The sequence below is a fragment of the Citrobacter sp. Cpa228 genome (assembly GCF_030333085.1).
In the GTDB taxonomy this organism is placed as follows: Bacteria; Pseudomonadota; Gammaproteobacteria; order Enterobacterales; family Enterobacteriaceae; genus Citrobacter; species Citrobacter pasteurii.
Window position 1 is genome coordinate 78,005 of the sequence record NZ_JAOWGQ010000054.1, and the last position, 22,152, is coordinate 100,156.

The 22,152-nt window shown below is 53.5% G+C and carries 20 protein-coding genes; 14 read left to right on the forward strand and 6 right to left on the reverse strand.

From position 1 onward, the window contains the following. Positions 1–185: 185 nt before the first annotated feature. Positions 186–1,772 carry a cyclic di-3',5'-guanosine monophosphate phosphodiesterase PdeC gene (gene pdeC, locus OGX91_RS17995; protein WP_040229803.1) on the forward strand — a complete coding sequence of 529 codons (1,587 nt, stop codon included), beginning with the start codon at positions 186–188 and terminating at the stop codon, positions 1,770–1,772. A gap of 2 nt (positions 1,773–1,774) precedes the next feature. Here the strand turns inward: pdeC and soxS are convergent, their stop codons facing one another. Next, positions 1,775–2,098 (reverse strand): superoxide response transcriptional regulator SoxS, encoded by a 324-nt coding sequence (gene soxS, locus OGX91_RS18000; RefSeq protein ID WP_005132611.1) that lies wholly within the window; start codon positions 2,096–2,098, stop codon positions 1,775–1,777. A gap of 86 nt (positions 2,099–2,184) precedes the next feature. On the opposite strand from soxS, the gene soxR reads away from it, so the two are divergent. The 3 genes from soxR (at position 2,185) to OGX91_RS18015 (ending at position 6,390) form a co-directional block, all read left to right on the forward strand. Continuing rightward, positions 2,185–2,643, forward strand: a complete 459-nt coding sequence (gene soxR / locus OGX91_RS18005; protein WP_003826630.1) for a redox-sensitive transcriptional activator SoxR — start codon at positions 2,185–2,187, stop codon at positions 2,641–2,643. Positions 2,644–3,236: 593 nt separating this feature from the next. Then, positions 3,237–4,586, forward strand: a complete 1,350-nt coding sequence (gene ghxP / locus OGX91_RS18010) for a guanine/hypoxanthine transporter GhxP (protein ID WP_005132609.1) — start codon at positions 3,237–3,239, stop codon at positions 4,584–4,586. 157 nt (positions 4,587–4,743) lie between these two features. After that, on the forward strand, positions 4,744–6,390 hold the full coding sequence (locus tag OGX91_RS18015; protein ID WP_040229801.1) for a Na+/H+ antiporter: 1,647 nt from the start codon (positions 4,744–4,746) through the stop codon (positions 6,388–6,390). 84 nt (positions 6,391–6,474) lie between these two features. Here the strand turns inward: OGX91_RS18015 and OGX91_RS18025 are convergent, their stop codons facing one another. After that, positions 6,475–7,365 carry a LysR family transcriptional regulator gene (locus tag OGX91_RS18025; protein ID WP_005132605.1) on the reverse strand — a complete coding sequence of 297 codons (891 nt, stop codon included), beginning with the start codon at positions 7,363–7,365 and terminating at the stop codon, positions 6,475–6,477. 101 nt (positions 7,366–7,466) lie between these two features. Between OGX91_RS18025 and OGX91_RS18030 the strand changes: the two genes are divergently transcribed. After that, positions 7,467–7,877 (forward strand): CidA/LrgA family protein, encoded by a 411-nt coding sequence (locus OGX91_RS18030; protein ID WP_005132599.1) that lies wholly within the window; start codon positions 7,467–7,469, stop codon positions 7,875–7,877. Continuing rightward, complete coding sequence (locus OGX91_RS18035; RefSeq protein ID WP_005132595.1) at positions 7,870–8,559, forward strand: LrgB family protein; 690 nt, start codon at positions 7,870–7,872, stop codon at positions 8,557–8,559. Before OGX91_RS18030 ends, OGX91_RS18035 begins: the two co-directional genes overlap by 8 nt. Positions 8,560–8,604: 45 nt before the next feature. Here OGX91_RS18035 and actP read toward each other — a convergent pair whose 3' ends face one another. The 3 genes from actP to acs form a co-directional block, all read right to left on the reverse strand. Beyond that, positions 8,605–10,254 carry a cation/acetate symporter ActP gene (actP, locus tag OGX91_RS18040; RefSeq protein ID WP_040229798.1) on the reverse strand — a complete coding sequence of 550 codons (1,650 nt, stop codon included), beginning with the start codon at positions 10,252–10,254 and terminating at the stop codon, positions 8,605–8,607. Next, entirely contained in the window at positions 10,251–10,565 is a 315-nt protein-coding gene (locus OGX91_RS18045; RefSeq protein WP_003031750.1) for a DUF485 domain-containing protein, read from the reverse strand. Before OGX91_RS18045 ends, actP begins: the two co-directional genes overlap by 4 nt. 185 nt (positions 10,566–10,750) lie before the next feature. Beyond that, positions 10,751–12,709 carry an acetate--CoA ligase gene (acs, locus tag OGX91_RS18050; RefSeq protein WP_286627090.1) on the reverse strand — a complete coding sequence of 653 codons (1,959 nt, stop codon included), beginning with the start codon at positions 12,707–12,709 and terminating at the stop codon, positions 10,751–10,753. 432 nt (positions 12,710–13,141) lie between these two features. Between acs and nrfA the strand changes: the two genes are divergently transcribed. From nrfA to gltP, 8 genes are all read left to right on the forward strand, one after another. After that, a complete protein-coding gene (nrfA, locus tag OGX91_RS18055; protein WP_005132589.1) occupies positions 13,142–14,578 on the forward strand; it encodes an ammonia-forming nitrite reductase cytochrome c552 subunit in 1,437 nt (478 codons plus the stop codon). Positions 14,579–14,622: 44 nt separating this feature from the next. Then, positions 14,623–15,189, forward strand: a complete 567-nt coding sequence (gene nrfB, locus OGX91_RS18060) for a cytochrome c nitrite reductase pentaheme subunit (RefSeq protein ID WP_005132587.1) — start codon at positions 14,623–14,625, stop codon at positions 15,187–15,189. After that, the gene (gene nrfC / locus OGX91_RS18065; RefSeq protein ID WP_005132585.1) at positions 15,186–15,857 is read left to right on the forward strand and encodes a cytochrome c nitrite reductase Fe-S protein; all 672 of its coding nucleotides are present in this window, start codon (positions 15,186–15,188) and stop codon (positions 15,855–15,857) included. Before nrfB ends, nrfC begins: the two co-directional genes overlap by 4 nt. Continuing rightward, entirely contained in the window at positions 15,854–16,810 is a 957-nt protein-coding gene (gene nrfD, locus OGX91_RS18070; protein WP_040229791.1) for a cytochrome c nitrite reductase subunit NrfD, read from the forward strand. Before nrfC ends, nrfD begins: the two co-directional genes overlap by 4 nt. 8 nt (positions 16,811–16,818) lie before the next feature. Then, the gene (locus tag OGX91_RS18075; protein ID WP_199947701.1) at positions 16,819–18,546 is read left to right on the forward strand and encodes a heme lyase CcmF/NrfE family subunit; all 1,728 of its coding nucleotides are present in this window, start codon (positions 16,819–16,821) and stop codon (positions 18,544–18,546) included. A 73-nt stretch (positions 18,547–18,619) separates the two neighbouring features. Next, the gene (nrfF, locus tag OGX91_RS18080) at positions 18,620–19,048 is read left to right on the forward strand and encodes a heme lyase NrfEFG subunit NrfF (protein ID WP_199947699.1); all 429 of its coding nucleotides are present in this window, start codon (positions 18,620–18,622) and stop codon (positions 19,046–19,048) included. Continuing rightward, a complete protein-coding gene (gene nrfG, locus OGX91_RS18085) occupies positions 19,045–19,665 on the forward strand; it encodes a heme lyase NrfEFG subunit NrfG (protein WP_040229787.1) in 621 nt (206 codons plus the stop codon). The genes nrfF and nrfG overlap by 4 nt, the downstream gene beginning before the upstream one ends. Before the next feature lie 345 nt (positions 19,666–20,010). Beyond that, a complete protein-coding gene (gene gltP / locus OGX91_RS18090; RefSeq protein WP_005132574.1) occupies positions 20,011–21,324 on the forward strand; it encodes a glutamate/aspartate:proton symporter GltP in 1,314 nt (437 codons plus the stop codon). A 104-nt stretch (positions 21,325–21,428) separates the two neighbouring features. Here gltP and yjcO read toward each other — a convergent pair whose 3' ends face one another. Further along, positions 21,429–22,118, reverse strand: a complete 690-nt coding sequence (gene yjcO / locus OGX91_RS18095) for a Sel1 family TPR-like repeat protein YjcO (RefSeq protein WP_005132572.1) — start codon at positions 22,116–22,118, stop codon at positions 21,429–21,431. Between the last annotated feature and the right edge of the window lie 34 nt (positions 22,119–22,152).

A 22,152-nucleotide genomic window follows, 5' to 3' on the forward strand; every position in this document is an offset into this window, starting at 1 on the left:
GCAAAATAAGCGTAACTTTAAGTTTGCCTTACGGGAAAATAATATCATCATCCACTATTATCAGACTTTTACATAGAGACGTCTGTTGATAATGTTGATAGATTCATGCAACTTAACCAGCTGGTGTTTATAGCATCCTGCCTTGATGGGTACTGGCATATACGAAACAGGGAAATAGGGCTGACATGAATCTCAGTGCGCAAAGCAAGATGCTGAAGCTCCTCGGCACGCTCACGGTGGTATTGCTCCCCGTGGTGCTGGCGCTATGGTTTGCTCATATCCGGGCGATGTCTGAAACCCGCACTCAACTCCACTCATTTGCTCAACTGGTGTTAAATAAAACGGAACTGGTGATCCAGCAAGCTGATTTAGCGCGTGATATGGCTCAGCTGTATCAGGGCAAGATGTGTACCCCTGCCCATCAGAAAAGCATGCTGAATATTATTCGCGGACGTTTATATATCAGCGAGCTAATTTATGCGCAAGCTGATCATTTTTTGTGCTCTACGTCGATGACGCCGTCAGTTCCCTATATTATGCCAACCGCTGACTATAAACGTACGCCGGATGTTTCGATCTATTACTATCGCGATACGCCTTTTTTCTCTGGCTACAACATGACGTATATGCAAAGAGGAAACTACGTCGTTGTCATTAACCCATTATCTTACAGCGAAGTCATGTCAGATGACCCTGGCCTATTGTGGGGCGTCTATGACACGATAACGGATACTTTCTTCTCCGCCAGCAATCAGGCGCATGTTAAGCAATTTCTGCCGCTGGTGCGCGGTAAAGCCTCTACCTTCCAACTGGACGATCGGTTCTATACCATCGTTCGTTCTGAGAAGCGCCCGATCGCGATTATTGTTTCGACGACCCGCGATCGCGTCCATCAAAATTTCTATCACGAAGCCGCACTCACGATCCCCTTTGGGGTGATCTGCAGCATTCTGATGCTGTTGATGTGGTGGCGTACGCGCCAGCAGTACCATTCCCCTCGTCGTTTGTTAAGGCGTGCACTGGAAAAACGCCAGCTACGTCTGCATTACCAGCCGATCATCGATATCAAGAATGGTAAATGTGTGGGAGCCGAGGCGCTGATGCGTTGGCCTGGTTGCAAAGGTGAGGTCATGAGCCCGACGGAATTTATTCCGCTGGCTGAAAAAGAAGGCATGATTGAAAGGATCACGGATTACGTGGTCGAAGAAGTGTTCAATGATTTAGGGTATTTTCTTTCTGCGCATCCCCAGATTTATATCTCAATTAACCTCTCTGCTTCTGATTTCCATTCATCCCGACTGATTGCTTTGATCGCTGAGAAAACGCGTGATTACTCAGTCGCTGCCCAGCAAATTAAAGTCGAAGTGACGGAGCGTGGATTTATTGATGTGCATAAAATGACCCCGGTAATCCAGGCATTCCGCCAGGCCGGTTATGAAGTGGCATTTGATGATTTTGGGACGGGATATTCTAATCTGCACAATCTGGCGGCACTGAACGTGGATATCCTGAAGATTGATAAATCTTTTATTAGTACGCTGGCGACCAACAGTACCAGCCACCTGATTGCCGAACATATCATCGAGATGGCGCAAAGCTTACATCTGAAGACAATTGCTGAAGGGGTGGAAACGGCAGATCAAATGGAATGGCTGCTTGAACGTGGCGTTCAGTATTGTCAGGGGTGGTATTTTGCGAAAGCGTTACCGCCGCAGGAGTTTATGCACTGGCTACAGAGCCCGCCCGCCATACTGACGCAGAGCGGGCAATAATCCTACAGGCGATGACGGTAGTCGCTGGGAGTACGATCAAACTCGCGGCGGAACACGCGTGAGAATGTTTGTTGCGACACATAGCCGAGATCCATCGCAATATCGAAAATAGGTCGTTCGGTCGTCCGTAGTTCCACGGCGGCTAACAAAAGTCGGCGCTGACGGATATAGTCACCCAACGTCTGACGCATCACCGTGCGGAACATCCTCTGTAAATACCACTTCGAGTAACCTGATTTTTTCGCCACCGCCTCAATGTTCAGCGGTTGATCGATATGTTCATCAATCCATTCAATAAGGGTCTGAATTATCTGCTGATGGGACATAGGGCTGCCTCTTTCTCAGTATTCGATTCGTCGTTTTGTCTGTGGGCGAGTATAATTCCTCAAGTTAACTTTAGGTAAAGCGATTTATGGAAAAGAAATTACCCCGGATAAAAGCGCTACTCACGCCAGGTGAAGTCGCAAAACGTAGCGGTGTCGCGGTATCAACTCTGCACTTCTATGAAAGCAAAGGGTTAATCAGCAGCATGCGCAACAGCGGCAATCAGCGGCGATACAAACGTGATGTGTTGCGTTATGTTGCGATTATCAAGATTGCCCAGCGTATCGGTATACCATTGGCGACGATTGGCGACGCGCTAGGGGTATTACCCGAAGGACATTCGCTCAGCGCCAAAGAGTGGAAACAGCTCTCGTCGCAATGGCGTGAAGAACTGGACCGGCGTATTCATACCCTGGTGGCGTTGCGTGATGAACTGGATGGATGCATTGGTTGCGGTTGTTTGTCGCGTAGTGATTGCCCGTTGCGTAACCCAGGCGACCAGCTTGGCGAGCAGGGGACCGGGGCGCGCCTGCTGGAAGATGATTGATGGGTTTAAATACGGATATAAAACTAAAGCGCCACAGAGGGCGCTTTAGTTTGGTTCCGGTCTTTGTCTTTCACTCTATCCCGCTGGTTCACGGGAGGGTTTCCCCCGACATCAACACCCCTCAGTCGAGCACATTAGGGGAGGTTCCGGCTTGTGTTGATAAGGTAAGTGTATGCCACCCCCGTCTATTTGCCAGTCAATTGATGGTTTTTTAGCCGAAAAATTTTCCGCATCTTCATCCATTTTTTTGCGCGAGTTAACGTGAAAGATTACCGTCGGGGTTGTAATAACTGCGCGAAATTTGTTGCCAGATTGCGCATTGACGATAACGTTTGCGCATCGACTGGCTATTTATTGTGCGTTATAAGAAGAAATGAGTAAAAAGCGGCAAAGTTCAGTTGAAAACCAGTACATGATCGCTAGATAATCGTTTGCTTTTTTTTTACCACCCGTTTTTATGCGCAGAGCTAAACGTTTGCTTTTTTGCGACACCCCTACTGACGCAAACCTGGCACAGGGAGAAAACGTTAAGCAGGCAGTGGATTGTCCAGCACGCATAATGACGAAAAATAAACTCTCAGGGGATGTTTTCTATGTCTACGCCTTCAGCGCGTACCGGCGGTTCACTCGACGCCTGGTTTAAAATTTCGCACCGTGGCAGTACCGTTCGACAGGAAGTCGTTGCCGGATTAACGACGTTTCTGGCGATGGTCTACTCTGTTATCGTGGTTCCAGGTATGCTGGGTAAAGCCGGTTTCCCGCCAGCCGCTGTATTTGTGGCAACCTGCCTGGTAGCCGGTGTCGGCTCTATTGTGATGGGTCTGTGGGCAAACCTGCCGCTGGCGATTGGTTGCGCCATTTCGTTGACGGCGTTTACCGCATTCAGCCTGGTGCTGGGGCAGCATATTAGCGTGCCTGTTGCGTTGGGCGCGGTGTTCCTGATGGGGGTTCTGTTTACCATCATTTCCGCGACAGGTATTCGTAGCTGGATCCTGCGCAATCTGCCACAGGGCGTTGCGCATGGTACAGGTATTGGTATCGGCCTGTTCCTGCTGCTGATTGCGGCAAACGGTGTTGGTCTGGTGATTAAGAACCCGCTGGATGGCCTGCCGGTTGCGCTGGGTGACTTCGACACCTTCCCGGTCATTATGTCGCTGATTGGTCTGGCGGTGATTATCGGCCTCGAAAAACTGAAAGTACCGGGTGGCATCCTGCTGACCATTATTGGTATTTCTGTCGTTGGTCTGATTTTCGATCCTGCCGTGCATTTCTCCGGTATTTTTGCCATGCCGTCTCTGAGCGACGAAAACGGCAACTCGCTGATCGGCAGCCTGGATATTATGGGCGCACTGAATCCTGTCGTTCTGCCGAGCGTGCTGGCGCTGGTCATGACCGCCGTCTTCGATGCGACCGGAACCATCCGTGCCGTAGCCGGACAGGCGAATCTGCTGGATAAAGACGGTCAGATTATCGATGGCGGCAAAGCGCTGACCACCGACTCCCTGAGCAGCGTGTTCTCTGGTCTGGTAGGGGCAGCTCCGGCGGCGGTTTACATTGAATCTGCAGCGGGTACCGCGGCAGGGGGGAAAACCGGTCTGACGGCGATCACCGTTGGTGTTCTGTTCCTGCTGATCCTGTTCCTTTCTCCGCTCTCTTACCTTGTTCCTGCTTACGCAACGGCACCGGCGCTGATGTATGTTGGTTTGCTGATGCTGAGCAACGTGGCGAAAATCGACTTTACCGACTTCGTCGACGCGATGGCAGGACTGATTACCGCCGTCTTTATCGTGCTGACCTGTAATATCGTGACCGGTATTATGATCGGTTTTGCCACTCTGGTTATTGGCCGTATTGTTTCCGGCGAATGGCGAAAGCTGAATATCGGCACGGTGGTGATTGCCGTGGCGCTGGTTGCCTTCTACGCGGGCGGCTGGGCTATCTGATTCTTATTCGATAAAGATCCTCAAAACGGGTGGCTTTTGCCGCCCGTTTTTATTTTCAGAACACACTCGTTGTCTTTTGCGTTACTCTCGAGTAGATAGAATTGAGGCACGACGCCTCTCACCACTAATCATAAGAAACATCGCAAACAGGGAACGCATGGAAATCTTTTTTACCATACTCATCATGACCCTTGTGGTCTCGCTATCGGGGGTATTTACTCGCGTATTGCCCTTCCAACTCCCTTTACCCCTTATGCAGATCGCCATCGGCGCGTTGCTGGCGTGGCCGACGTTTGGTTTGCATGTGGAATTTGACCCTGAACTGTTTTTGGTTCTGTTCATCCCGCCGTTGCTGTTTGCCGATGGCTGGAAGACGCCAACGCGGGAGTTTCTGGAGCACGGACGAGAGATCTTCGGTCTGGCTCTGGCGCTCGTACTGGTTACGGTGGTCGGCATTGGTTTTATGATTTATTGGCTGGTCCCGGGGATTCCGCTGATCCCCGCTTTTGCGCTGGCCGCCGTGTTATCGCCAACCGATGCCGTTGCCCTTTCTGGCATTGTAGGTGAGGGGCGCATACCGAAGAAAATCATGGGCATCCTGCAGGGCGAAGCGTTGATGAACGATGCGTCTGGCCTGGTATCGCTGAAATTTGCCGTGGCCGTGGCAATGGGAACGATGGTGTTTACCGTTGGTGGTGCGACGGTTGAGTTCTTTAAGGTAGCGATTGGCGGCATCCTGGCGGGTTTTGTCGTCAGCTGGTTGTATGGCCGCTCTCTGCGCTTTCTTAGCCGCTGGGGCGGCGATGAGCCGGCAACGCAAATTGTTCTGCTGTTCCTGCTGCCGTTTGCTTCTTACCTGATTGCCGAACACATTGGTGTTTCCGGGATCCTCGCGGCGGTCGCAGCCGGGATGACGATAACCCGTTCAGGCGTAATGCGTCGTGCGCCATTGGCGATGCGCTTACGTGCTAACAGCACCTGGGCGATGCTGGAGTTCGTCTTTAACGGCATGGTCTTCCTGCTGTTAGGGCTGCAATTACCGGGGATTCTGGAGTCTTCTCTGGTGGCGGCAGAAGCCGATCCGAACGTTGAAACCTGGATGCTGTTTACCGATATCGTGCTGATTTATGTGGCGCTGATGCTGGTGCGTTTTGGCTGGTTGTGGACGATGAAAAAATTCAGTCTGCGCTTCCTGAAGAAAAAGCCGATGGAGTTTGGCTCCTGGACAACGCGTGAAATCCTGATCGCCTCCTTTGCGGGGGTTCGCGGGGCGATTACGCTTGCCGGTGTGCTCTCCATCCCGCTGCTGTTGCCGGATGGTAGCGGTTTCCCGGCGCGCTACGAGTTAGTATTCCTTGCCGCGGGCGTGATCCTGTTCTCGCTGTTTGTCGGTGTAGTGATGCTACCGATTCTGCTGCAACACCTGGAAGTGGCAGATCACTCGCAGCAACTGAAAGAAGAGCGGATAGCCCGCGCTGCGACGGCAGAAGTCGCGATTGTTGCTATCCAGAAAATGGAAGAGCGCCTGGCGGCGGACAGCGAAGAGAATATTGATAATCAACTGTTGACCGAGGTGAGCTCTCGTGTAATCGGTAACCTGCGCCGTCGCGTCGATGGACGTAACGATGTGGAAAGCTCATTACAGGAAGAGAACCTCGAGCGACGTTTCCGCCTGGCGGCACTGCGTTCAGAACGTGCAGAGCTTTATCACCTGCGCGCCACGCGCGAAATCAGCAATGAAACGCTGCAAAAACTGTTACACGATCTGGACTTGCTGGAAGCGTTGCTGATCGAGAACCAATAAACGGTTGTGCCGGATGCGCTACGCTTATCAGGCCTACGGAATCGAATTGTAGGCCGGATAAGGCGTTTACGCCGCATCCGGCACTTACGATTCTTGCGTTAACCAAAACCCTTCGCAGCATGTCAGCCACGCCTGGGCGCTGTGCGACAGATACACGCCTTCGCGCCAAATCATACCCAGTTGCCAGCGTAAATCACTCTCCAGCGGGATCCAGCGCAGGGTTTGCTTATCCAGGCGCTGGCAAATCGGCTCCGGTAAAATGGCGATACCGACGCCGGCTTGCACCATGGCCGCCAGAAAATCCCACTGCCCGCTACGTACCGCGATGCGGGGTTTTACATCGTGCTGGTTAAACAGTTCCAGTAACTGACGGCTCAGGGCGAAATCTTCGTTGTAGATAAGCAGCGGGTGTTCCGCCAGCGCCTCGGGGGAAATGGATTCGCAGGTTGTCCACTGGCCCGAGCGCGGGACCAGCACGCAGAGCGGATGGCTGAAAAGCGGCAAGGTTGCCAGTCCACTCTCTTCCTCGACCGGAAGGGCCGTCATTGCGACATCTAAATCACCGCTCATGACTGCCTGTTGGACGGTTAAGCCACCAAACTCCGATATTTTAAGCTCAACGCCGGGATAACGCTGGCGAAACAGGCTGATGGGACCTGCCATCAACATACCGACCATTGGCGGGATACCAAGGCGCAATAGCCCTTTGTTCAGATGATTAATGTCGCTAAGTTCGGCTTCAAGCTGGCGAAACTCGGCCAAAATCGCCAGACCGCGCTCAAAAACAACCTGTCCGGTATCGGTCAGCAACAGCCGTCGTCCGTCGCGGATTAACAGCGTGCAGTTCAGCTCGTCTTCAAGGTTCTTCAACATTTTGCTGATGGTGGGTTGGGTGACAAAAAGCTTCTCCGCTGCGCGGGTAAAGCTCTGCTGACGCACCACTTCAACAAAATATCGCAGTGTTCTGATATCCATGATTATTCCTTAAGACTATGCCTGCAATGAGTTTAATTCATTTCAGTCCTGGACGGGGGCTCTCTATACTGGCGCTCTCTATTTTTTAAGGACATACCCTCATGGCTGTGGCGATAAGCCGCGTGACGCCTGCTGTCATTCAACGACTCCAGATCCCCGTTCAGGTTCTGTTGTACGCAGGTCTCTTTGTATTTGCTCAATATCTTGTCTCCTGGCTGCATCTGCCGCTTCCTGCCAACCTGGTAGGGATGGTGCTGATGCTGGCGTTGATTGTCTGCCGGGTTATCCCGCTCAACTGGATTCGCGCAGGCGCTCGCTGGTTACTGGCTGAAATGCTGCTGTTTTTTGTTCCGGCGGTGGTGGCCGTCGTCAACTATACGCAGCTGTTGTTGGTCGATGGCTGGCGCATATTCGCGGTAATTGCGCTAAGTACGCTGATGGTGCTCGGCGCCACGGCGTGGGTGGTCGATAAAGTGTATCGCTATGAAATGAGCAGGTTAAACCGTGAGTAATTTCCAGCTAAGCGTGCTGTGTCTGGTGATTACGCTGGGCATCTACTTTGCCAACAAGCGTCTGTATCGCCGTTTTCGCAAATTGCCGCTGATGCCGCTGGTTCTCACGCCAGCGTTACTGGTGCTGATGCTGGTGTTCGGGCATATCTCCTGGCAAAACTATATTGGTGAATCGCACTGGCTGTTGTGGCTGCTAGGCCCGGCAACCATTGCGTTTGCCGTTCCGGTCTATGACAACCTTGCGGTGATTAAGCGTCACTGGATGTCGCTGACGGCGGGCGTGGTGACGGCAACGCTGGTAGCCGTCACCAGTTCCGTGTGGCTGGCGCGTCTGTTTATGTTACCTGATGAGATCCAACGCAGTCTGGCGGTACGCTCCGTCACCACGCCGTTTGCGCTGGCGGCGGCAGAGCCGTTGGGCGGGCAGCCGGACCTGGTGGCGTTGTTCGTGGTGGTGACCGGCGTATTCGGCATGGCGGTCGGCGATGTTCTGTTTTTACGCCTTTCCATTCGTGAAGGGATGGCGAAGGGCGCAGGATTTGGCGCTGCATCGCACGGGGCAGGCACGGCGCGCTCTTATGAGCTCGGTCAGCAGGAGGGTGTGGTTGCCAGTCTGGTGATGATGCTTTCCGGTGTGGTGATGGTATTAGTTGCGCCGCTGGTCGCGAGAGTGATGTTTTGAGAAAGGATGCAATCCTCCGGCCCGAAGGCCGGAGGAGCAGGACGATTAGTGCGCGCGACCTTGTTCTACGCCGTACCCGGTCTGGGAACGGATGAACTGAGCACGGAACTGCTCGCGTTCGCGGTTACCTTCTTCTGAGTTATCGGTAGCAGAGAAGAACCAGATCCCGAGGAACGCAACGCTTATCGAGAACAGCGCCGGATATTCATACGGGAAAATGGCTTTTTCGTGACCGAGGATCTGGACCCAAATGGTTGGACCAAGAACCATCAGCACCACCGCCGTCAGCAGACCTAACCAGCCGCCCAACATCGCGCCACGGGTGGTCAGTTTTGACCAGTACATAGAGAGCAGGATGATCGGGAAGTTGCAACTGGCCGCGATGGCGAACGCCAGACCCACCATGAAGGCGATGTTCTGATTTTCGAACAGCACGCCGAGCACGATGGCAATCACACCCAATATCAGTACGGTAATTTTCGAGACGCGCAGTTCTTCACGTTCGGTTGCGCCTTTACGGAACACGTTAGCGTACAGATCGTGCGACACTGCCGATGCGCCCGCCAGCGTCAGACCGGCAACCACCGCCAGAATGGTGGCAAAGGCTACTGCTGAGATGAAGCCGAGGAACAGGTTACCGCCCACCGCGTTAGCCAGATGCACCGCCGCCATGTTGTTACCGCCGATCAGCGCGCCCGCGGCGTCTTTGTACACCGGATTAGCCCCTACCAGCATGATCGCGCCAAAGCCGATAATAAAGGTCAGGATGTAGAAATAACCCATAAAACCGGTGGCATAGAACACGCTCTTACGCGCTTCGCGAGCATCGCTGACCGTGAAGAAGCGCATCAGAATATGCGGCAAACCTGCCGTACCGAACATCAATCCAAGACCTAACGATAGAGCTGAGATCGGATCTTTTACCAGACCGCCCGGGCTCATAATCGCGGAGCCTTTCGGGTGTACCGCCATTGCTTCAGTGAACAGATTGTTGAAGCTGAAGCCGACGTGCTTCATGACCATGAAAGCCATAAAGCTGGCGCCGAACAGCAGCAGTACCGCTTTGATGATTTGCACCCAGGTGGTTGCCAGCATGCCGCCGAACAGCACGTACATCATCATCAGTACGCCAACCAGCACCACGGCGATGTGATAGTTCAGACCAAACAGCAGTTCAATCAGCTTACCTGCACCGACCATCTGGGCGATCAGATACAGCGCGACCACCACCAGCGATCCGCAGGCCGACAGAATACGGATGGGACCCTGCTTCAGGCGATAAGAGGCCACGTCGGCAAAGGTGTAGCGACCGAGATTACGCAGACGTTCAGCAATCAGGAACAGAATGATCGGCCAGCCGACGAGGAAGCCGAGCGAGTAAATCAGCCCGTCATACCCGGAAGTAAATACCAGCGCGGAAATCCCGAGGAACGATGCCGCCGACATATAGTCGCCCGCAATCGCCAGCCCGTTCTGGAAACCGGTGATGTTACCGCCGGCGGTGTAGTAGTCATTACGCGAACGTACGCGCTTAGACGCCCAGTAGGTAATACCGAGCGTAAAGATGACGAAAATCAGGAACATAACAATCGCCTGCCAGTTGGTTGGCTGGCGTTGAACTGCACCACTAATAGCATCCGCCGCGTTTGCGGCGAAGGGCAGCGTGGCGGCAAGCGCCGTCAGGACTCTCTTCATGATGCTTTAACCTCGTGCAGAACCGCATTGTTCAGGCGATCGAATTCGCCGTTGGCCCGCCAGATATAGATCCCGGTCAGGATGAAGGAAATGAGGATCACACCGACCCCAATCGGAATACCCCGGGTGACGCTGGTTCCCGCGTGTAGCGGTGTACCCAGCCAGCCAGGCGCAAAGGCAATCAGTAAAATAAAGCTGATATAAACTGCCAGCATGATGATGGACAGAATGGTGGCAAACCGTTGCCGTTTTTCAACTAATTCCCTGAAACGCGCACTGTCTTCTATCCGCTGATAAATTTGGTCATTCATCACAGAGTTCTCCAGAGGTCCCCCTTCGTCTTTCGCGCAGCAGGCACGACCTGTCTGCTGTCGCAGTCCGGCAACACGAAATCCTTTGGGGAGGTTTTTATATTTCCTTCCCGGTCAGGGGAGGGGTAGGGATAGGATTTGTAAGCCCGATAAGCAGCGCGCCATCGGGCATTTCACGGTTATGATTATGATGGCATCGCGATGGCCTGCTTTTCTTCGAGCAGTTTCTCTACCACGCCAGGATCGGCGAGGGTTGAGGTATCGCCCAGATTGCTGGTATCGCCGGCCGCGATTTTACGCAGAATGCGGCGCATAATTTTGCCGGAGCGGGTTTTCGGCAGTGAGTCGGTCCAGTGCAGCACGTCCGGGGTTGCCAGCGGGCCAATTTCTTTACGTACCCAGTTGCGAACTTCGGCGTACAGCTCAGGTGACGGCTCTTCGCCGTGATTCAGCGTAACGTAGGCGTAAATGGCCTGGCCTTTAATACTATGTGGAATGCCGACCACGGCGGCTTCGGCAATCTTCGGATGTGACACCAGCGCCGATTCGATTTCAGCCGTTCCCAGACGGTGGCCGGAGACGTTCAGCACATCGTCCACACGACCGGTTATCCAGTAATAACCATCTTCATCACGGCGTGCGCCGTCGCCGCTGAAGTACATGTTCTTGAAGGTAGAGAAGTAGGTTTGCTCAAAGCGTTCGTGATCGCCAAACAGCGTTCTCGCCTGACCCGGCCAGGAGTCGGTGATCACCAGGTTGCCTTCGGTCGCGCCTTCCAGCGGATTGCCTTCGTTATCGACAATCGCAGGCTGTACGCCAAAGAATGGACGGGTGGCGGAACCGGCTTTCAGCTCGGTAGCGCCCGGCAGTGGGGTGATCATAAATCCCCCGGTTTCGGTCTGCCACCAGGTATCAACGACCGGACATTTTTCGTTGCCAATCTTCTTCCAGTACCACTCCCATGCTTCCGGGTTAATCGGCTCGCCAACGGAACCGAGGATACGCAGCGAGGAGCGGTCAGTCCCTTCAATAGCCTTATCGCCTTCGGCCATCAGGGCGCGGATGGCAGTCGGCGCGGTATACAGAATATTGACCTGGTGCTTGTCCACAACCTGCGACATACGCGCCGGGGTTGGCCAGTTTGGCACGCCTTCGAACATCAGCGTGGTGGCGCCGCAGGCCAGCGGACCGTACAGCAGGTAGCTGTGCCCGGTTACCCAACCCACGTCAGCGGTACACCAATAAATATCGCCCTGATGGTAGTCAAACACGTATTTAAAGGTCGTTGCCGCGTAAACCAGATATCCACCCGTGGTGTGCAGCACGCCTTTTGGCTTACCGGTTGAACCAGAGGTATACAGGATAAACAGCGGATCTTCCGCGTTCATTTCTGCTGGCTGATGTTCCGGGCTGGCTTTCTCGATAAGATCGGACCACCACAGGTCGCGACCTTCCTGCCATTCCGTTTTTCCACCGGTACGTTTGAGAACGACCACATGTTCAACGGTCTTCACGTTCGGGTTTTTCAGCGCATCATCAACGTTCTTTTTCAGCGGGATAGCGCGCCCGGCGCGTACGCCTTCGTCGGCGGTGATCACCAGACGTGAATTGGAATCGATAATACGTCCGGCAACGGCTTCTGGTGAGAAACCGCCAAAGATGACTGAATGCACTGCGCCAATACGGGCGCAAGCCAGCATGGCCACCGCGGCTTCCGGGACCATTGGCATATAAATAGCTACGACATCGCCTTTTTTAATCCCCAAATCAAGCAGGGTATTAGCAAAACGGCAGACATCGCGATGCAGTTCGCGATAGGTAATGTTTTTACTCTGGGTTGCATCATCGCCTTCCCAAATAATGGCGGTGCGATCGCCATTTTCCTGTAGGTGGCGATCAAGGCAGTTTGCGGCCAGATTCAGCGTGCCGTCTTCGTACCATTTAATAGATACGTTGCCAGGGGCAAAAGAGGTGTTCTTTACCTGGCTGTACGGCGTGATCCAATCAAGAATTTTTCCCTGCTCGCCCCAAAATGTGTCGGGATCGGTAATGGACTGTTGGTATTTCGCTTCGTACTGCTCCGGGTTTATCAGGCAACGGTCCGCAATATTTGCGGGAATAGCGTGTTTGTGTATTTGGCTCATGGCTTTTGTTCTCCTTGTAGGATGTTAATAATATGTCGCACAAACGTTAAATGTAGGGGCTTTGAGAGTTTTGTTTAGTATTTGGGCGACAGATCACGCAATAACCGAATTGTGCAAATTAGCGACAAACTGAATTTTGAAGAAAACTAGCAAAAATTGATTAAACCTCGCGATAACATGCGGTTATATAGAGAGTTTTGAAAAGGTGATCTGTGTCGGGTATAGACAAAAGAGTGAGGGGGTCGAGGGGGTGAATAACTCTAAAGTGGTATTTTACATACACTTACAATTGATTAAAAACAACATTTCTTGTGGGGTTTCTTGTTACAAATAGGGTGGAGCAATGTCATGACAGTATTGTGTGGTTGCTGTTATGGAAAACAATAAAAGAACCGCCATTGCAGATAATGGCGACATCTGGATGAGACCCCTATGGCAAGGACAAAATCACGCGTACGCCGTTTCTTCAGCCTGATATTACCGTTTTTATTTATTACTGCCGTTCATGCTGAGCAAACCTCTGTACCCGCAAAGACCGTCACCGTTGAAGCGAAGAATGAAATCTTCGCCCCTCAGCATCCCGATCAATACCTCTCCTGGAAAGCCACGTCTGAACAGTCAGCCCGTGAAGATGCGCTGGCAGAAGACCCTCGTCTGGTGATCCTGTGGGCGGGATATCCTTTCTCCCGCGATTACAACAAACCGCGTGGACACGCGTATGCGGTTACCGATGTGCGTGAAACGTTACGTACCGGCGCACCCAAAACGGCAGAAGATGGTCCGTTGCCGATGGCCTGCTGGAGCTGTAAAAGCCCGGATGTGGCGCGTCTGATCCAGAAAGACGGTGAAGATGGCTACTTCCACGGTAAATGGGCGCGTGGCGGCCCTGAAATTGTTAACAACCTTGGCTGCGGCGATTGCCATAACACCGCGTCACCAGACTTTGCCAAAGGCAAGCCAGAACTGACGCTGTCGCGCCCTTATGCAGAACGCGCGATGGAAACTATCGGCAAACCGTTTGAGAAAGCCGGTCGCTTTGATCAGCAATCCATGGTCTGCGGCCAGTGCCACGTGGAGTACTACTTCGACGGTAAAAACAAAGCCGTTAAGTTCCCGTGGGACGACGGTATGAAAGTCGAGAATATGGAGAAATATTACGATGCTATCGCGTTCTCCGACTGGACCAACTCTCTGTCTAAAACCCCAATGCTGAAAGCGCAGCACCCGGAGTATGAAACCTGGAGCGCAGGCATTCACGGTAAGAACAACGTGACCTGTATCGATTGTCACATGCCGAAAGTGCAGAACGCAGAAGGCAAAATCTACACCGACCATAAGATTGGTAACCCGTTCGACAACTTCCCACAGACTTGCGCCAACTGCCACACCCAGGACAAAGCGTCTCTGCAAAAAGTGGTCGCCGAGCGTAAACAAGCGATTCATGACCTGAAAATCAAGGTTGAAGATCAGCTGGTACATGCCCACTTCGAAGCGAAAGCCGCATGGGATGCGGGCGCAACGGAAGCCGAAATGAAGCCGATTCTGGAAGACATTCGCCACGCGCAATGGCGCTGGGATCTGTCGATTGCTTCTCACGGTATCCATATGCACGCCCCGGAAGAAGGTCTGCGGATGCTGGGTAGTGCGATGGATAAAGCCGCTGATGCGCGTACCAAACTGGTCCGTCTGCTGGCGACCAAAGGCATCACGCATGAAATCCCGTTACCGGATATTTCTACCAAAGAGAAAGCCCAGGCGGCGATTGGTCTGAACATGCAGCAAATCAACGCTGAGAAGCAGGACTTCATCAAAACGGTGGTTCCGCAGTGGGAAGATCAGGCGCGTAAAAACGGTCTGTTAAGCCAATAACCCCATTCCGCCCCGCAAGGGGCGGATAACTCAACGGAGTGAATATGAGCGTATTACGTTCGTTATTAACTGCTGGGGTGCTGGCGTCAGGTCTGTTCTGGAGCCTGAGCGGGATAACCGCCACGCCAACCCCGCAGGAGTCAGATCAACGCTGGACGGTTACCCAACAGCGTAATCCGGATGCCGCCTGTCTGGATTGTCATAAGCCCGATACCGAAGGCATGCATGGTAAGCATGCAGAAGTCATCAACCCGAATAACAAACTGCCGGTTACCTGCACCAACTGTCACGGCCAGCCGTCACCGAACCACCGTGAAGGGGTGAAGGATGTGATGCGCTTTAATGAGCCGATGTACAACGTGGAGCAGCAGAACAGCGTCTGTATGTCCTGTCACCTGCCTGAGCAGTTGCAAAAAGCGTTCTGGCCGCACGATGTCCACGTAACCAAAGTGGCGTGTGCCAGCTGTCACTCACTGCATCCGAAGCAAGACACGATGCAGACGCTAAGCGATAAAGGACGGATCAAGATTTGCGTCGATTGCCACAGCGATCAACGTAACAATCCGAACTTTAACCCAGCGTCGGTTCCGTTGCTTAAGGAGCATCCATGAGTTGCTCTCGTCGCCAGTTTATCACCGGCGTCGGCGCGCTGGTGGCAGTGAGCGGGACGGCGGGGCGCGTTGTGGCGAAGACGCTGAACATCAACGGTGTGCGTTACGGTATGGTTCATGATGAGTCTTTATGCATTGGCTGTACGGCCTGTATGGATGCTTGTCGGGAAGTTAACAACGTGCCGGAAGGCGTATCGCGTCTGACGATTATTCGCAGCGAGCCGCAAGGGACATTTCCTGATGTGAAGTATCGCTTCTTCCGTCACTCGTGCCAGCATTGTGACCATGCTCCCTGCGTTGACGTCTGCCCGACGGGGGCATCGTATCGCGATGCCGCCAACGGCATTGTGGATGTAAACCCGGATCTGTGCGTTGGCTGCCAGTATTGCATCGCCGCGTGTCCTTATCGTGTACGCTTTATCCATCCGGTGAGCAAAACGGCGGATAAATGCGATTTCTGCCGGAAAACCAACCTGAAAGCGGGCAAACAGCCCGCCTGCGTTGAGTCATGTCCGACGAAGGCGCTGACGTTTGGTAATCTGGATGATCCCAACAGCGATATCTCCCGCTTGTTGCAGCAGAAAACCACCTACCGTTACAAGCTGGCGTTGGGCACAAAACCGAAGGTCTACCGCGTTCCCTTTAAATTTGGGGAGGTGAGCCAATGACATCCGCTTCTGCATTTCATTTCGAATCACTGGTATGGGACTGGCCCATTGCCATCTATCTGTTCCTGATTGGTATTTCTGCCGGACTGGTCACGCTGGCAATTCTGCTACGTCGTTTCCATCCGGAGGCGGGCGGTTCAGACAGCACGCTGCTGCGCACCACGCTGGTGTTAGGGCCGGGGGCGATTATCTTCGGTTTGCTGATTCTGGTGTTCCACCTGACGCGTCCATGGACCTTCTGGAAACTGATGTTCCACTACAGCTTCACGTCGGTGATGTCGATGGGGGTCATGCTGTTCCAGTTGTACATGGTAGTGTTGGTGCTGTGGCTGGCAAAAATCTTTGAAAAAGAGGTGATTGCCCTGCAACAACGCTTCGTGCCGCGACTGACGATAGTGTCAAAACTCCTGACGCTAATCACGCCGTTCCATCGCGCGTTGGAGACGCTGATGCTGGTGCTGGCAGTCCTGCTCGGGGCGTATACCGGGTTCCTGCTGTCGGCGCTGAAATCCTACCCGTTCCTGAATAACCCGATCCTGCCGGTGCTGTTCCTGTTCTCCGGGATCTCTTCCGGTGCGGCGGTGGCGCTGATCACCATGGCGTTACGTCATCGTAGCAATCCGCACAGTACGGAAGCGCACTTTGTGCATCGCATGGAAGTCCCGGTGGTATGGCTGGAGATCTTCCTGCTGGCGGCGTTTTTCGTCGGTCTGGCGCTGGGCGATGACGGCAAAATGCGCGCGCTGGCGGCGGCACTGGGCGGCGGATTCTGGACCTGGTGGTTCTGGCTGGGGGTTGCCGGGCTTGGGCTGATACTGCCGATGCTGCTAAAACCCTGGGCCAACCGCAGTTCGACGTTTCATGGCGTGCTGGCAGTGTGCGGCGCCAGCCTGACCGGCGTACTGCTGCTGCGCTTTTTTATTCTCTATGCGGGTCAGCTAACCGTTGCGTAAGGTGATATCTGGACGTTCTCCTTCCTGAAGCCGGTTTTCTGGCACTGTTATTAAGCCTCGGGGTCAACGTGTTGACCCCGCTTGCCGTGTTGGTGGGTGTCCGCCAGCGCTGGCAGGGCGTGATGCGCCTGGCAAGCGTGGGCGTGTGGATGCAATTTGCCCTGCTGCTGCTGGCCTTTGCCATTCTGGTATTCTGCTTTCTGACCAGCGACTTTTCGGTGGTCTACGTTGCTCAGCACAGCTACAGTCTGCTGCCGTGGGGATTAAAACTGGCGGCAGTATGGGGCGGTCATGAAGGATCGCTGCTGCTGTGGGTGCTGTTTCTTTCCGGCTGGAGCGCGCTGTTCGCTTTTGGCTATCGGCGTGATTCCGACGCGCTGTTTCCGCTGACGCTCAGCATCCTTTCAATGATAACGGCCCTGCTGCTGCTGTTTGTGGTGGTATGGTCCGATCCGTTTGTGCGCATCTTCCCGCCAGCCATTGAAGGGCGTGACCTTAATCCGATGCTGCAACATCTCGGGTTAATCCTCCATCCGCCGCTGCTGTACCTGGGTTACGGGGGGTTAATGGTGGCGGCAGGCGTGGCGCTGGCCTCGCTGCTGCGCGGTGACTTTAACGCACAAAGCGCCTGGGTGTGCTGGCGCTGGGCTTTACCCGGCTGGTGTGCGTTGACGCTGGGCATTATCCTTGGTTCCTGGTGGGCGTACTGCGAGCTGGGTTGGGGCGGCTGGTGGTTCTGGGACCCGGTAGAAAACGCTTCCTTATTACCCTGGCTTTCCGCCAGCGCGCTGCTGCATAGCTTGTACATCACGCGCCAGCGCGGGATCTTCCGTCACTGGTCGCTGCTGCTGGCGATCGTCACGCTGATTTTATCGCTGCTGGGGACGTTGATTGTGCGTTCCGGCATTCTCGTTTCGGTACATGCCTTCGCGCTGGATAACGTCCGCGCCGCGCCGCTGTTTGCGCTGTTTACCGTGTTGAGCCTGGCGTCGCTCGGGCTGTATGCCTGGCGCGGGCAGAATATCCGTCAACGTGCGCGTTTTGGCGGCTGGTCGCGCGAGATGCTGATTCTGGTTGCGCTACTGCTTTTTTGCGCGGTGCTGCTGATTGTGCTGATTGGCACGCTCTACCCGATGATTTACGGGCTGTTCGGCTGGGGGCGGCTTTCCGTGGGCGCACCGTACTTTAACCGCGCTACGCTGCCCTTTGGCCTACTGATGCTGCTGGTTATTGTGCTGGCAATGGTCAGAAGCCGCAAAGTGTCTTTCCGCATCCAACTTCCGGCACTGCTGGCGCATGCCGGAGTGCTGGTGTTTGCGGCGGGGATCGTCTTTTCCAGCGGTAGCCGTCAGGAGATAAGCCTGAACCTGAGCCCTGGGCAGCAGGTTGAACTGGCGGGTTACATTTTCCGTTTTGAGCGTCTCGACCTGGAAGCCAAAGGTAACTACACCAGTGAAAAAGCGCAGATCACACTGTGGCAGGATGAGAAACGCATTGGCAGCCTGCAGCCAGAAAGGCGCTTCTATGCCGCGCGCCGTCAACAGATGATGGAGCCGGGGATCCGCTGGAATCTGTTACATGACTGGTACGCGGTGATGGGCGAAAAAACCGGAGCGGACCGTTATGCCATGCGCTTGTACGTGCAGACCGGCGTGCGCTGGATTTGGGGGGGAGGACTGCTGATGGTATTTGCCGCGCTGCTCAGCGGCTGGCGGGGAAGGAAGCGTGATGCGTAAATCAATCACAGCGTTGCCGGATGGCGGTGTAAATGCCTTATCCGGCCTACAAGGTGCGCAAACCGTAGGCCGGATAAGCGCAGCGTCATCCGGCAGAAAGTTTTTACTCTTAACGATCGTCTTGTTTTTCATCACGTTCTCTACGCATGCCCAGGTTGTGGATACATGGACGTTTGCCAACCCGCAACAGCAGGAGAAAGCGCTGTCTATTGCCAGCCAACTGCGGTGTCCACAGTGCCAAAACCAAAACTTACTGGAATCCAATGCGCCAGTGGCGGTCAGTATGCGTCATCAGGTTTACAGCATGGTTGAAGAGGGGAAAAACGAAGCAGAGATCACCGCCTGGATGACCGCGCGTTACGGTGATTTTGTGCGTTATAACCCCCCACTGAATGAGCAAACACTGCTGCTATGGGCGCTACCGTGCGTGTTATTGCTACTGGTGGGCGTGGCGATTTGGCGAGTGAGAGCGCGCCAGCGTACCGAGGAGGATGAGCGATGAGTCAGTCTGAACGCGGCGTGGTACCGTTTCGTCCGATGCCGGTGAAACGGCTGGTTGCCGCGGTTGCGATGATGGTGATTGCCTGCATCGGCGGTTATCTGTTAACACCAAAATGGCAGGCTGTCCGTCAGGAGCAAGCACGACTGGCCGACCCATTACACGCGTTCTCTGATGAAAATATTCAGGAAAAACAGCTGCTGTCTTTGCAGTCGCAGATTCGTACCACTCCACAGGACGGTGTGTTATGGGCGCAACTAGGGGAATATTATCTTTGGCAAAATGCGTATCACAATGCACTGCTGGCCTATGAGCAGGCGTTGCGTTTTCGGGGGGAAAACGCCGAAATCTATTCGGCGTTGGCGACGGTATTGTATTACCAGGCCGGGCAGCATATGACACCGCAAACGCGCGAAATGATCGATAAATCCCTGGCGCTGGACGGTAACGAAGTCACCGCGCTGATGCTGTTGGCTTCCGATGCGTTTATGCAGGCTGATTACGTACAGGCGATTTCAGTGTGGCAAAAAGTAATGGATTTAAACTCGCCGAGGGTGAATCGTGCGCAGTTGATCGACTCCATTAATATGGCGAAATTGTTGCAGAATCGGCAAAAATAAATTTGTTTTTTTTGTGATTTGCATCATTTTGCCTGTTTAAAAAACAGGCAGTTGAACAAGTGGGCAAAAAAAACTCATGGAAGAACTTCTTCATTTTTTATCAAATAAAAATTCTTTTATAACAAAAAGTTATTCATGATTACCGATATAAACTCGTGTTTTTATGCATAATTTCAGCTAAACCCCCTGTTCTGAAAGGCTTGCGCGAGATAGCGTGCAAATGATAATGATAATAAGCGTTAAAAAACTCTATAAACGAACGCAACACAAATCATACCCTTTCAGTATGTACTGTTCTCGCATTTTTATATGCGGAATAGCGCTCCATCGAGGAAGTCCGTTGTTATGAAAAATTTGAAAGTCAGCCTGGCATGGCAGATCCTCATCGCCATGGTGCTGGGCATTTTGCTGGGGAGTTACCTGCATTACCATAGTGACAGCCGCGAATGGCTGGTGTTAAACCTGTTGCAACCGGCGGGTGATATCTTTATCCACCTGATTAAAATGATCGTCGTGCCCATTGTGATTTCCACGCTGGTTGTCGGTATCGCCGGGGTAGGGGATGCAAAACAGCTGGGCCGTATTGGCGCCAAAACCATTATCTATTTCGAAGTGATCACCACCGTGGCGATTATCCTCGGTATTACGCTGGCGAACGTATTCCAGCCAGGTACCGGCGTTGATATGTCGCAACTGGCAACCGTGGATATTTCGAAATATCAAAGCACAACGGCAGAGGTGCAGAGTCATGCACATGGCCTGATGGGCACAATTTTGTCACTGGTGCCGACCAACATCGTTGCGTCGATGGCGAAAGGTGACATGCTGCCGATTATCTTCTTCTCGGTGTTGTTCGGTTTAGGTCTGTCGTCCCTGCCTGCCACGCACCGTGAACCGCTGGTTACCGTGTTCCGCTCTATTTCAGAAACCATGTTTAAAGTGACCCACATGGTTATGCGCTACGCGCCGGTCGGTGTCTTTGCGCTGATCGCCGTCACGGTCGCGAACTTTGGTTTCGCCTCCTTGTGGCCGCTGGCGAAGCTGGTGCTGTTGGTGCATTTTGCCATCCTGTTCTTTGCACTGGTGGTGCTGGGTATCGTGGCGCGTGTCTGTGGTCTGAGTATCTGGATCTTAATCCGTATCCTGAAAGATGAGCTGATTCTGGCGTATTCAACCGCCAGTTCTGAGAGCGTACTGCCGCGTATTATTGAGAAAATGGAAGCCTACGGCGCACCGGCATCAATCACCAGCTTTGTGGTACCGACCGGTTACTCATTCAACCTGGATGGTTCAACGCTGTACCAGAGTATTGCGGCTATCTTTATTGCCCAGTTGTACGGTATTGACCTGTCATTGTGGCAGGAAATCGTGCTGGTACTGACGCTGATGGTAACCTCGAAAGGGATTGCGGGCGTGCCAGGCGTCTCCTTCGTCGTACTGCTGGCTACGCTTGGCAGCGTCGGGATCCCGCTGGAAGGTCTGGCGTTTATCGCCGGTGTTGACCGTATCCTCGACATGGCGCGTACTGCGCTGAACGTGGTGGGTAACGCGCTGGCGGTACTGGTAATCGCCAAGTGGGAACACAAGTTTGACCGCAAGAAAGCGCTGGCTTATGAGCGCGACGTGCTGGGCAAATTTGATAAGACCGCCAATCAGTAATTAATGAAAGATTGCCGGATGGCGCTACGCTTATCCGGCCTACGGGAAGCTGTGATCTGTAGGCCGGATAAGGCGCTAGCGCCGCCATCCGGCACTACAAACCATTACCCGTTTGTTAACTTATCAAACTCTTCACAGCCGGTATCGAACCCTTCTGTACAGCTCAGATTCAGCCAGTGCAGCGCCTTCTGTTTATTCTTTTCAATAAAACCCTGCTCACCGTTTAAGAACATCATCCCAGCCCAGTATTCGGAATACCCGGTGCGAGAAATGGCCGAGCTGCGCTTGAAATACCATGTGGCCTTTTCATCGTCGGCAGGAATACCCACGCCATTGGCGTAGATCAGTCCGAGCAGCATTTGCGCATCGACAGTGGAGTCGTTTTCCAGATTTTCCGAGGCGTTTTGCAGCAATCTAATCGCTTTGGGGTAATCTGTGCGTCCAGCCTGCGTGTTCACCAGAATTCTCGCCAGCGTAATTTCCCCCGCCTTACTGCCTGCCTCGGTCGCTTTTTCGGCCAGCGTTTTGGCTTGTGGATAATCCAGACTGACCGGGTTGGTTATCTTAATTTGCGCCAGTAAGGCCCAGGCATCCGCATCACCGTTGTCGGCTGCTTTTTGCGCCCAGTACTCGGCTTTGCTCAAATCGCCTGAACTAAACCAGGTATCGGCGAGAAAGTATTGTGCGCGTCGGTCTCCTGCCTCAGCGGCCTGTAAGTACTGGCTTCCTGGCTCAGTATCACTGGCATGGGCAAAGAATGTCATCAAGAACATCAATGCAATGAGTTGTTTCATTTTGAGTTTTATTTAGGGTACGGAATGAACAGTA